General features: G+C 46.9%; 11 protein-coding genes. 2 read left to right on the top strand and 9 right to left on the bottom strand.

Going from position 1 to position 12,870, the window contains the following annotated elements; all coding sequences use genetic code 11:
- Window positions 1-8: 8 nt before the first annotated feature.
- A complete protein-coding gene (locus tag WKT20_RS08390; RefSeq protein WP_117747722.1) occupies window positions 9-1,565 on the bottom strand; it encodes an ATP-binding protein in 1,557 nt (518 codons plus the stop codon).
- Window positions 1,566-1,743: 178 nt separating this feature from the next.
- Here WKT20_RS08390 and WKT20_RS08395 point away from each other — a divergent pair, with 178 nt between their 5' ends.
- Together WKT20_RS08395 and WKT20_RS08400 are read left to right on the top strand one after the other, a co-directional pair.
- Window positions 1,744-1,983, top strand: a complete 240-nt coding sequence (locus WKT20_RS08395) for a hypothetical protein (protein WP_117701962.1) — start codon at window positions 1,744-1,746, stop codon at window positions 1,981-1,983.
- Window positions 1,984-1,991: 8 nt separating this feature from the next.
- Window positions 1,992-2,270, top strand: a complete 279-nt coding sequence (locus WKT20_RS08400) for a hypothetical protein (protein WP_117672001.1) — start codon at window positions 1,992-1,994, stop codon at window positions 2,268-2,270.
- 46 nt (window positions 2,271-2,316) lie between these two features.
- On the opposite strand, the gene WKT20_RS08405 is transcribed toward WKT20_RS08400, so the two are convergent.
- The 8 genes from WKT20_RS08405 to WKT20_RS08440 form a co-directional block, all read right to left on the bottom strand.
- Window positions 2,317-3,768 (bottom strand): HAMP domain-containing sensor histidine kinase, encoded by a 1,452-nt coding sequence (locus tag WKT20_RS08405; RefSeq protein WP_340417206.1) that lies wholly within the window; start codon window positions 3,766-3,768, stop codon window positions 2,317-2,319.
- Window positions 3,769-3,789: 21 nt separating this feature from the next.
- Window positions 3,790-4,920, bottom strand: coding sequence for a sensor protein KdpD (locus tag WKT20_RS08410; RefSeq protein ID WP_117671997.1), 1,131 nt, complete (start codon window positions 4,918-4,920; stop codon window positions 3,790-3,792).
- 50 nt (window positions 4,921-4,970) lie between these two features.
- Complete coding sequence (locus WKT20_RS08415; protein ID WP_117671995.1) at window positions 4,971-6,476, bottom strand: TrkH family potassium uptake protein; 1,506 nt, start codon at window positions 6,474-6,476, stop codon at window positions 4,971-4,973.
- Between the two features lie 238 nt (window positions 6,477-6,714).
- On the bottom strand, window positions 6,715-7,290 hold the full coding sequence (locus WKT20_RS08420) for a K(+)-transporting ATPase subunit C (protein WP_117700936.1): 576 nt from the start codon (window positions 7,288-7,290) through the stop codon (window positions 6,715-6,717).
- A 15-nt stretch (window positions 7,291-7,305) separates the two neighbouring features.
- Entirely contained in the window at window positions 7,306-9,339 is a 2,034-nt protein-coding gene (kdpB, locus tag WKT20_RS08425) for a potassium-transporting ATPase subunit KdpB (RefSeq protein WP_340417207.1), read from the bottom strand.
- A 59-nt stretch (window positions 9,340-9,398) separates the two neighbouring features.
- On the bottom strand, window positions 9,399-11,105 hold the full coding sequence (kdpA, locus tag WKT20_RS08430; protein WP_340417208.1) for a potassium-transporting ATPase subunit KdpA: 1,707 nt from the start codon (window positions 11,103-11,105) through the stop codon (window positions 9,399-9,401).
- Window positions 11,106-11,135: 30 nt separating this feature from the next.
- Complete coding sequence (gene kdpF, locus WKT20_RS08435) at window positions 11,136-11,216, bottom strand: K(+)-transporting ATPase subunit F (RefSeq protein WP_117672085.1); 81 nt, start codon at window positions 11,214-11,216, stop codon at window positions 11,136-11,138.
- 315 nt (window positions 11,217-11,531) lie between these two features.
- Window positions 11,532-12,860 (bottom strand): sigma-54-dependent transcriptional regulator, encoded by a 1,329-nt coding sequence (locus tag WKT20_RS08440; protein ID WP_340417210.1) that lies wholly within the window; start codon window positions 12,858-12,860, stop codon window positions 11,532-11,534.
- Window positions 12,861-12,870: the final 10 nt, after the last annotated feature.

The raw sequence follows: 12,870 nt of genomic DNA on the forward strand, positions 1-12,870 counted from the left end.
GTTTCTTCTTATTGTCCCATCTCTACCTTCACTTCCTGAATGTTACGAAGCTCATCGCTGAAGTTGACACCAATCTTGTAGACCGTACGGCTGTCCTTGGCAAAGGGTGCGGCATAGCCTTTCTCCCGAATCTGAGCCAAAGCTTCGTCCGCGCTGCCGTTCAACTTGAATTCCATGATGTACACATAGTCCTGCGTCTGGAGCACCAGGTCAATCCGACCACGGTTGGTTCGGTATTCCACCTGCACGTAGAAGCCCATCAGCTTGAAGATGATGTAGAGGATGTTCTGATAGTGCACTTCGCGGTCGCGTGCCAGTTCGTATGGAATGTCGGCAAACATGGTCTTCAACCGTTCGAAGAAATCATCTACTTTGCCCGCCATTACTTCCTCCACAAAGCACTGAATCTGGTAGGGTGACTTGCTTACGCTCACCGATGCGTAGTTGGGCAGCAGGAACTTGAAGAACCCTTGTTCCACTTCGCGGTTGGGGAAGCCTAACGTGTAGTTCTCGAACATCTTGTTGTAACCCTTGATGGTGAGGTAGCCACTCTGGTAGATAACCGGAATCGGGTCGGTTGAGGCCGTATCAATGCTGTCCAGCACCGGCTGGCTGGTGACGATATGTTCCAGTTCTTCTATCGGATAGTGATGGAGCTTGAGTAGTTCGACGAGGTAGGTCGGTGTTCCAGTCTCAAACCAGTAGCTGCCGAACCGTCGGTTGGCAAAGGTATTCAGCAGGCTGAACGGATTGTACATACCGATGGCATTTTCCGTGAAATGATACCCGTCGTAGTTTGTTTTCAGTTCTGCACAAGCTTCTTCATAGCTCATGCCTGTAGCTGCGGCTAATTCGTGAATATCCTCTTCAAAATAGGTATAAATTTCTTTCTCACTGATACCACAGATTTCGGCATACTGGTCAATCATGGAAATGTCACGCAGGTTGTTCAAATCGCTGAACACGCTGACCTTGCCGAACTTGGTCACTCCCGTGAGCAGAGCAAAGCGGATGCACCCGTCCATGGATTTCAAAGCTCCGTAGAAGGCTTTCAGGGTACCGCGGTATTCGTTCTGCAAGGCTTCATTGCCGATGGCCTGTAGCATGGGCTTGTCATATTCGTCGATGAGAATCACCACGCGGCGGCCTGTCTGCTCGCAGGCACGGCGGATGATCCCCTGAAAACGCCGGGCCACACCGATTTCACTGGAAGATGCTCCATAAAGTACTTCCCAATTCTGTACGTTTTCCTCCAACACGTTGGTCAGTGATTCCGGCGTATCGTATTTCTGCGTATTCAAATCCAGGTGTAGTACCGGATATACCGTCCAGTCCTTCTCCAGTTTCTCCAGTGCCAGTCCCTTGAAAAGCTCTTTCTTTCCCTGTGCGTAGGCTTCAAGGGTTGACAACAGCAGGCTTTTTCCGAAGCGTCGCGGACGGCTCAGAAAATAGTATTTATTTGTATTAAACAATTCATATATCTGTGCAGTTTTGTCCACATACACATAACCATCATGTATCAGACCTTCAAAGTTCTGTACTCCTACCGGATATAGCTTGCTCATAACCACTGGATTTAGATTCTACTGCGAATGTAGTAATTTTCAGCGAACATTCAAACAGACAAAGAATAGGAATCTGAAAATTAGATGGATAATCACTCGTCCTTTACAGTCATAATTACTATCTTTGTATAGAGTCATATTGCGACTTCGATTCAATAACTATTCAGAAAACCGAGCAATGGAAGTACACAGAATAATAAACAACATTTTTAAGGTTCTTCTTAATCTACTGCTCTTCATGATGGCTGGGGTAGCAATCATGAATGTATTTATGAGCAACTGCACGACAGGAGAAATCTGCTATCAGCTACTAATAGCCATTCTATGTATCGCAACGATTTTCTGCAAGAAATACAGATATATCGGTTTGTCCATCATCTTGGTATTGATGTTTATTGCTTATCTTGTCACTAAATAATAACCGTAATGGGAACATTAGGATGCATCCACGACATGATGCGGAGGGACAAAGAAAACAGGGAACTCCGTCAACGCGACCGGGAACGTATGAAGGAAACGCGCCGGCGAATGACCGAATGCCGGCACACGGAGATACCTCCTACACTTTCCGTGGAAAAGCTGGAGAAGATAAAGAAACAGACACAAGAGAAAGAACAAGCGGATCAAAGCCGAGCCTTTAAAATCAAACTGATTCTAGGGTTAGTCATACTTGTCCTTCTGCTGTTATGCGGATTCTTGCTCTGAAGCTTCGTACACGTGTTTTTCAAATCTGCCTAACACAAAAGTTTTTTCAGGCTTTCAGCCGAAGCGTAAAGCAACTACCCTTACCTATCTCGCTTTCCACGGTCAACGTACCGCCATGTGCTTCTACAAAATCGCGTGAGATGGAAAGTCCAAGTCCGCTGCCCTGCACCTTAGTACCCGGCACACGGAAATAATGTTCAAAAATGCTGTTGTGATAGCGCGGGTCAATACCCTTTCCGAAATCGCGTACATACATCTCAATTTCCTTGTTTCCATTCACCTGTCGTGCGCCAATGATAACCCGGCTGTTTTCTGAAGAATAACGAATGGCATTGCTCAGCAAGTTGGTCAGCACCCATGCAATCTTTTCACTGTCTACAAAGAGTTTTCCAATCTTGTCTTCCGGATATTCCACCTCAATCTGAATACCAAACTTCTCTGCCTGCACCCGATTAGCCTTGATAGCATATTCTATCAGTTCAATTGGCTTGGTTATCTTCGGTTTCAGTTGCAGTTTACCGCTTTCCACCTGTGTCATGTTCAGTAATTCACCCGTAATGCTCAGCAAACGTTCGCTGTTTTCCCTGATACTGTTCGAAAGCTCCTCCTGCTCCGGATTCAGATGTCCCACACGTTTGTCTTCCAGCAATTGCAGACTCATCATGATGGCGGAAATCGGTGTTTTCAGTTCATGCGAGATAGTAGAGATAAACGTGGTTTTTGCCGTATCCAGTTCTTGAAACTCTGTGATGTTTTTCAACAGCACCACATTGCCCCTCTTCTCCATTGTCACCCCATCTTTTCCCGGCATCGTGATGTCCATGTACTTCACCTGAAAATAACTTTCCTTATTGTCGGCATAGATTTTCAGCGGCTCCTTCTTCACCTTTCCACCCTCTTCTATCAACCCTCTTACCAGACGGCGCAGCAAGTCGTTGCTCATGGCTATTTCCTGAGCCGACTTCCGGATGACGTTTTCCCGCTTCAGGTTCAGCACATTCAGTGCCTCATGATTGATAAAAAGGATATTCATTTCATTGTCCAGTCCGATAATCGGTTCATTAATGGAGTTGATGATAGTTTCCATGTAGCGTTTGGAAGCCATCAGGTCGGACAAGGTACTGTTATGATACTCGTTCAGTCGTCTGGCCATCCGGTTAAAGTTTTTCGAAACTTCCACCAGTTCTTCGCCTCCTTTCAAATTCAGAGTCACATCGTAATTATGGTTGGCTATTTCCAGAATGCCATCGGCCAGCTGTTTGATTGGCGAGTTAATGGATGCAGGCAACTTGATGAGCATACCGATACCTATCAAGATGCAAATGCCTCCGATTACCGTAATCCATATCAAGGCCCGCTTCAATCCCGGACCGGCAGCCGGGCTATCCGGTTCCGTAGCCGTAAGAATCTGCAGATTAGCCACAGAGAGTGCTACCAGCAGCACAATCATAGATACCAGCACGCCTATCGTAAGCGCGATTTTTGCTTTAATATTCATACCATTCATTTTCATTGAATTTTATGCAATTATAATCAAATCTATTTTCATCTCGGCCAAAGCCTGCAAAAACTTTTTGTATTTCCCTATCTGAAAGATGGTCTGAGGCATTTTAAAGGCAGGATGCCCCATACAGATGGTCGTAATCTGTTTTTCTCTGCAGGTTTCTATGATGGCTTCAGTTATACTCTCCGAAAATACTTGCAGCACGTCTCCCCCCAGTTCCGTCACCAGTTTGAAGTGATTCAGCAGGTAGCGTTGTGAAGCCAGACTGATACGCTCTGTACTCTCACGGGGAGTCTGCACATAAAGTACCGTAAAAGACGTGCTGTAGCGGGAAGCCAGACGGTAAGCCTTGCGGATAATGTGACGCGGAGTATGTTCATTGCTGCTGATACATGCCAGAATACGCTCCCGCCGGGCCGGCTGTGACACTACCGGAAGCACTTCGCTTTCCACTTTTTTCTCCACGCGGAAAGCCACTTCCTTCAAGGCCAGTTCACGAAGTTGCAGAATATTCTCGGTCTTGAAAAAGTGGTGCAGGGCCGTCTGAATTTTCTCCGGACGATATATCTTTCCCGATTTGAGCCGCGCAATCAGCTCCTCGGCCGTGAGGTCAATGTTGACCACCTCATCGGCTTCCTGCAGTACACTGTCGGGCACCCGTTCCTTGACTTCGATGCCGGCAATTTCCTTTACTTCATCGTTCAGGCTCTCAATATGCTGAATGTTAATGGCCGACACCACATTGATGCCCGCATCCAGCAGTTCCATCACATCTTGCCAGCGTTTTTTATTGCGGCATCCTTCCACATTCGTATGGGCCAGTTCATCTACCACAACCAGTTCCGGATGAAGCTGAAGAATCGTCTCCAGATCCATTTCCTCCAGTTCCTTTCCTTTGTAGAAAATCTTCTTGCGAGGAATTACCGGCAATCCTTCCAACTGCGCCTCTGTGCCGGCACGCCCGTGAGTTTCCACATATCCTATCTGTACGTCAATGCCATTGTCCATCATCTCGTGTGCTTCCTGCAACATCCGGTAGGTTTTTCCCACACCGGCTATCATGCCAATGTATACCTTGAATTTACCACGGCGAGAACGACGGATTAAATCCAGAAAATGTGGTACGTTATGCTCTCTTTCTTCCATTTTTCGTCAAACTTTTATACAATATAATTCCCAGCCTCATAACCTGTCTATCAATTATCTTCCCAGAATCCACGATAGAACAACAGCAGAATACCAAAAATCTCCAGACGACCGATAAACATCAGTACTGACAATATCCATTTGGCCGCATCGGGTAAGGCAGCCCATGAGAACACGGGACCAAAAGCACCCAACCCCGGACCTACGTTACCAATAGCCGACACAACCGTACTCATTGCTTCCGTCAGTCCCACTCCAAAGCACATCAGCAGCGTCCAGCCCACAAAAATACAAACCAGATACGTAGCAAAGAAAGTATATACCGTAGCCGATACCTGCGAGGATATTGCTTCTTTATTGACACGCACCGGCAATACGGCACGCGGATGAAGCATCTGCTTGAACTGGTTACGGATGTTCTGGGCAATGATGAGCAAACGCAGGTTCTTGACTCCTCCGCTTGTGGAACCCGTACAACCTCCCGACAGCATGGCAAACAGGAGCAGCATCCAGGTGAATTGAGGCCATAGGTTGTAGTCATCCGTTGCAAACCCGCAAGAGGTATGCGTAGTAGCTACCTGAAACAAGGCTTTGCGGAATGCCGTTTCCAGGTCATAATAATCTGTCACGAACAAAGCTATGGTAATGATTCCCGTCAGTATACCCACTGATTTGAGGAACCAGTGCAGCTCTCTATCCCTCAACAAATTTTGATACTTTCCCTTTAGCGCCATATAATACAACGAGAAATTTACGCCGGAAAGAATCATAAAAATAGAAATCACATATTCAATAAACGGAGAATGCCAGTAAGACACACTATCCTGTTTGGTAGAGAATCCGCCGGTAGCCGTGGTGGCAAAAGAGTGACATATTGCATCAAACAAGTTCATTCCTCCACACATCAGCAGAATCGTTTCCACCAGCGTCAGACCTATATAAATCAGCCACAGATAACGGGCCATAATCTTCGCTTTGGGATGAATCTTGTCATGCGTCACTCCGGTAGCCTCCGAAAGGAAAAGCTGCTGGCTGCTACCACTGAAAAGTGGAAGCAACGCGATGGTAAACAACACAATACCCAGTCCTCCAATCCACTGCGTCAGGCTGCGCCAGAACAGCAACCCATAGGGTAATGACTCGATGTCATCCAAGATGGTCGCTCCTGTAGTAGTGAAACCAGACATGGTCTCAAAAAAAGCATCTGCCACAGAAGGAATGTATCCGCTAAAGTAAAAAGGCAACATCCCCAATGCCGTAAACAACAGCCACGACACACTGACAATGCAGTACCCGTCACGGCGACTAATCAGGTTGTCGGTTCGTTTGCCCACCAGCACCATACTTCCTCCAAGAGCAATATTGATACCCATGGTTTGTACAAAATAAATATAATCAGGTTCTTCATACAAAAGTGAAACCCCGGCACACAAAGCAAACAGTCCAGCTTCGACCAATACCAGCACTCCCAAAATATAAATAATAAGCCGGGTATTTATCAGTCCCTGTTTCCGGCCTTTGCTACGAGGTACATCGTATTCAAAAATATTATCCATAATCTTTTTTTGTTTTTTCCCTTGAGCAAACAAATGTCATGCCGTGAAATCAGCCATAATCATAACCCTCTAAAAATCAAGAAAATAAATTCGCACAAAGAGAAAATGCTCTCCAAGCAACCTTCTCATTTTGAGAAAAGCCCATCTCATTTCGATAGAGCTCATATCAAAGTCCCCCGAATAAAAATCCCCGACACTCCATGTCCGGAATGTCAAGGATACGAACGGACTCATCCGTTTATTTCACCGTGGGGTTTGCTTCCTCCAAAGCCACATTCAGTTTCAATACATTGACTTTTTCTGTTCCAAACAAGCCGAGGAATGGTTTCTCAACCATCTTGTCGACAAGCGCCTTCACGGTCTCCTCATTCATGCCACGTGCTTCGGCCACGCGCTTCACCTGCACGTATGCACAAGCTGGTGTAATGTGCGGATCTAAGCCGGAACCGCTGGCAGTTACCATCTCGGCCGGCACATCCTTACGCTCCAGATAAGGATGATGTACCAAGAAAGAATCTACCCGTGCCTCCACTTCTGCCAGATATGCTTCGTTGGTAGGTCCTTTATTGGAGCCAGCTGACGAATCTGCCTTATAATCGGCAGCCGAAGGGCGCCCCCAGAAATAAATATCCTTGGTAAAGGCCTGGCCCACATTGGCCGCGCCTACTACTTTCCCGTTCAGGGTAATCGTTTCTGCGTTTCCTTTTCCCGGGCCGAAGAACTGCCCGAAAACCCATAGTATCAGCACATAACATACAGAGAAAAGAATACAGAATGCAATGGTAATGCGAATTGATTTTATAAAGTTTTTCATAACTGTCCGTTTTTATTAGAAGAATAATCCTACAAATAAGTCAATTAGTTTAATTCCGATGAAAGGCGCGATAAGACCACCCACTCCATAAATCAGCAGGTTGCGGCGCAGTAAGGCACTCGCGCCAATCGGTTTATAAGCCACTCCCTTCAGAGCCAGCGGAATCAGAATCGGAATGATGAGGGCGTTGAATATAATGGCAGAAAGGATGGCACTTTCAGGACTGTGCAGCCCCATGATGTTCAGTGGAGCCAGCTGTGGAACGGTCACCATGAACAAAGCCGGGATGATGGCAAAATATTTGGCCACGTCGTTGGCGATAGAGAAGGTGGTAAGTGTGCCACGAGTCATCAGCAACTGCTTGCCGATTTCCACAATTTCAATCAGCTTGGTAGGGTCATTGTCCAAATCGACCATGTTGCCGGCTTCTTTAGCAGCCTGCGTGCCGCTGTTCATGGCCACACCCACATTGGCCTGTGCCAGTGCCGGCGCATCGTTCGTACCGTCGCCCATCATAGCTACCAGCTTACCGGCAGCCTGTTCCTTCTTGATGTAGTTCATCTTGTCTTCCGGTTTGGCCTCAGCAATGAAATCGTCCACTCCGGCTTTTTCGGCAATGTATTTTGCAGTCAGCGGGTTATCACCGGTCACCATTACCGTTTTCACCCCCATCTTGCGCAGGCGTTCAAAGCGTTCCTCAATGCCCGGCTTGATGATATCCTGCAATTCTATGACACCGGCAATCTGTCTGTTGATACTGACCACCAAGGGGGTTCCGCCATTGCCAGAAATCTTCCAGATGATGTCTTCCGTCTCTTCCGGGAATTCATTACCTGCCTCCAGTGCTATACGACGAATGGCATCGAAGGCACCTTTGCGGATTTCGGTTCCATCTTTCAGGTCGATACCAGAACATTTGGTTTCGGCGGTAAACTGAATCATGCGGGCTCCTTCGGTAGGCAACGTACGCATACGTACTCCCAGTTCACGTCCCAGTTCGATAATGGATTTTCCTTCAGGGGTATCATCGGAAACAGAAGAAAGCAGACAAGCTTCTACGAACGCATGCTTATCCAGACCTGCCACCGGATAGAAGGCAGTAGCCTTACGATTGCCGATGGTGATGGTACCGGTTTTATCGAGCAGCAATGTATCTACGTCGCCGGCCGTTTCTACCGCTTTACCCGACTTGGTGATTACATTGGCACGCAGAGCACGATCCATCCCGGCAATACCGATGGCCGACAGCAACCCTCCGATGGTAGTTGGAATCAGACACACAAATAAAGAAAGGAAAGCAGCAATCGTAATCACGGTGTGAGAATAGTCGGCCATCGGCTTCAGTGTAATGCACACAATCAGGAATACCAGCGTAAATACAGCCAGCAATATGGTCAGGGCTATTTCATTCGGTGTTTTCTGACGGCTTGCTCCTTCTACCAGCGCAATCATCTTGTCCAGAAAACTTTCGCCCGGCTGTGTAGTCACGGTCACTTTGATACGGTCTGACAACACTTTGGTACCTCCGGTAACGGAGCTCTTGTCGCCTCCGGCTTCGCGGATAACCGGAGCAGACTCACCGGTAATGGCACTCTCATCAATGGAAGCCAGTCCCTCGATAATCTCACCGTCTGCCGGAATCACATCGCCCGCCTCACATTCAAAAACATCTCCTTTCTTCAACTGCGAACTGCTCACGGTCTTTACCTTACCGTCGACAATCAGTTTGGCCGGAGTTTCCTCACGGGTTTTTCGCAGACTGTCGGCCTGCGCCTTACCACGAGCTTCGGCTATGGCTTCAGCAAAATTGGCAAACAGCAAAGTGAGAAACAGAATGACAAACACCCAGAGATTGTATACAAATGAACCTTGTGAGGTATGAGTGGCCGAATAGAGTGTAACAACCAGCATGATTAAGGTAGCAACTTCTACCGTAAACATGATGGGATTCTTCACCATGATTCTGGGATTCAGCTTGACGAACGACTGCTTCAAGCTTTCCATGACTTGTTCCCTCTGAAACAGAGAAGTATGATTCTTATTTTTCATATCTTTTTTCTTTCGTTGTTATCGTATCTTCTTCAATGATACGTTTCAGTATTTTTCTCTTATAAACTAAAGTGTTCTGCAATTGTACTCAAGGCATGTGCCGGAAAGAATGACAAGGCGGCTACTATGAAAATCACTGCAAATGTCATGACACCGAAAGTCACGGTATCCGTTTTCAGCGTACCGGCGCTTTCCGGGATGTATGTCTTCTGCGCCAGCAAACCGGCGATGGCTACCTGACCTACAATCGGAATGAAGCGGCTCAGGATAAGCACGATGCCACAAGAGATGTTCCAGAACCAGGTATTGTCGCCCAGACCTTCAAAGCCAGAACCGTTATTAGCTGCCACTGAAGTAAATTCATACAGCATTTCGCTCAGGCCATGGAATCCGGGATTGTTCAGCCATCCCCCTTCGCTTTCCACCCATTCAGGTGCATGTACATACAGGTAAGCAGCCAGTGCCGTACCCACCAGAATCACAAACGGATGAAGAAGGGCCACCATGGAAGCCACTTTCATTTCACGGGCTTCTACCTTATGGCAGAGAAATTCAGGCGTACGCCCTACCATCAGGCCGCTGATGAACACTGCGATGATGATAAAGGTGAAATAGTTCATCCAACCTACACCTACCCCGCCAAACCACGTGTTAATCTGCATATTCAGCATTTCAATCATACCAGAAACCGGCATGGTAGAATCATGCATGCCATTTACCGAACCGTTGGAAGTCACCGTGGTAGCCACACTCCACAAACCGGTAGCTCCGGCCCCCAGACGTACTTCCTTGCCTTCCATGGCTCCGTTATCCTGCGCAATACCCATGGCATCCATGCGCGGATTTCCTTTCATCTCTGCAGGCACGTTAATACATACCCCGATGAGGAATGCGGCCAGCATGACACAATAAATGCTGTATCCCAGTCTCCTGCGCTTCACATAGAAGCCAAAGGCAAATACCATGGCCATCGGCAGAAGCAGGATGGAGCAGCATTCCACTATATTAGAGAAATATGTAGGATTTTCCAGCGGATGCGAAGAGTTCACCCCATAATATCCGCCTCCGTTCGTACCCAGCTGCTTAATAGGAATGATAGCGGCAGCAGGCCCCTGCGACACATGCTGTGTAACCCCTTCGAGCGTCGTTATCTCCATCTTTCCGTCGAATCCCATCGGAGTGCCTTGCGTTATCAGTATAAAGCCCACCACCAGTGAAAGCGGCAGCAAGATACGTGTACAGCTCAGCACAAGGTAATTCCAGAAATTTCCGATGGTTTTGGTCGTCTTTTCACCTAGTGCTTTCATAATGCCTGCCATGGCCGCCATACCGGTGGCAGCTGTAATAAACTGAAAAAGCATGATGACAAACAACTGCGTGAAATAAGTCAGGTTGCTTTCTCCGCTATAATGCTGCTCGTTACAGTTCACCATGAAAGAGATGCAGGTGTTGAAAGCCTGATGCACCGTCTGCCCGCCATTTCCATCTGGATTAAGCGGAAGACTGCCCTGAATCACCAACAGTATCATACCCCAGATAAACCAGAACAGGTTCACCACCAGCAAAGCTTTCAAGAACTGCTTCCAGTTCATTTCTTCTTGCGGGTGGATACCTGAGAATCGGAAAATCAGGTTTTCTACCGGCTGCATGAAGTCCGACCAGACTTTTTCGCCCTTATACACTCTCGCCATATATTTTCCAAGCGGATAGCTTAGCACTATCATCAGAACAATTTGCGCTACAACACCTAAAATTTCTGTATTCATAATACCCAGAATTAATCAATATCTACTTTATCAGAATTTCTCCGGCTTCACAAGCACATACATCAAATAGCCGAACATGATGACACTCACAATAAATAATGCGGTATACATAAAAGTTTCTCCTTTCAAATTCGTTCAAACCAATCAATACATTTATAAAACAACCAAAAGCAGGCGAACCCGCTTAACAGACAGATTAAAAATCCCACTGTAAATAGTTCCATAGTTTTTTCTTTTTTTCGATAAACAATCAGTTAAATTCACGGCATACGTAGGGCAAAGGGTATGCCACAATTTAAAGAAAATCCATAATCAGCTGATAATCTAATTGTTATAGAAATAGTAAAAGAAAAAGGCACAAAAAAAGCCTTCTCAAATTGAGAAGGCTCACTATTATTTTGAAATATCAAAATGATAAAAACATTCCTATATGGAAATATGATAAGCTTCTATTTTACGGTAAAGCGTGGCCAGGCCGATTTTCAGCAGACGCGCCGCTTCTGTTTTGTTTCCCCTGGTATATTGCAGTACTTTCGTGATATGTTTCTGTTCAATCACTGCCAGCTCAAACTCTTCCTTACCCTGCTCTTCGTCCATTCCGGCACATTGCAAGTCAATCGGCAAATCCTGCACGGTCACTTCTTCATCGCAGACGATGGCACTGCGCTCCATCACGTTCTTCAGTTCGCGGATATTCCCCCGCCACTCAGCTCCTTTCAGTATGTCCACCACCTCGGAAGTCATCCCCTTGATTTCTTTCTTCAGTTTTGCAGCGAAGCGTTTCAGGAAAGTCTCTGCCAGCATTTCAATATCTTCTTTCCGCTCACGCAACGGAGGCAGATGAATCTGGAACACCGACAAGCGGAAATAAAGGTCCTCACGAAAATGCCCGTTCTCAATTTCCTTTTTCAAATCGCGGTTGGTGGCTGAGATAATGCGTACATCCACCTTCGTTGGCTTGGTATCTCCCACCTTAATATATTCTCCGATTTCGAGCACACGCAGCAAACGCGCCTGAAGGTCGAAAGCCATTTCACCGATTTCATCCAGAAAAACCGTACCGTGATTTGCCACCTCAAACAGACCGGGCTTGTCTTTCATGGCCCCGGTAAAGGCTCCGGCCTTGTAACCAAAGAGCTCACTCTCCAACAAGTCTTTGCTGAAAGCCGAACAGTTGATGGCCATGATAGGATACTGACTACGAGGACTCGCGTAATGAATGGCGTGGGAGAACACTTCCTTTCCGGTGCCGGTTTCACCCGTCAGCAGTACCGGTACATCTGTATCGGCCACTTTCCGGGCCAGTGCAACCGCCTGCTTCAGTCCGTTGGAACTTCCGATAATCGACTCAAACGAATAGGATACGAGAGGAGCGACCTTTCCTTTCTTTTTCTCCACCTCATCCACTGCACGACTGATTGTCGGAATAATCTTGCGGTTATCATCTCCCTTGGTTATGTAATCAAATGCCCCATTCTTAATGGCCTGCACCCCATCCGGAATATTGCCGTGAGCAGTAAGCAGAATCACCTCCGCTTCCGGACGATGTTTTTTTATCTCCCGAATGAAATCTACTCCGTTTCCATCGGGGAGAAACACGTCACAAAGCACCACATCAAACGGTTGGGCTTTCAGCAGTTTCAATGCACTCTGGCAGTCACTCGCTTTCCACACCTTGTAGCCTTCCAGCTCAATCATGCGCGCCAGCAGGTTACGAATGGGGTCTTCATCATCAATCACTAAAATCTGGATCATATCAGTAAAA

The sequence above is a fragment of the Phocaeicola sp. ICN-14070 genome (genome assembly GCF_037892625.1).
Classification (GTDB): Bacteria; Bacteroidota; Bacteroidia; order Bacteroidales; family Bacteroidaceae; genus Phocaeicola; species Phocaeicola plebeius.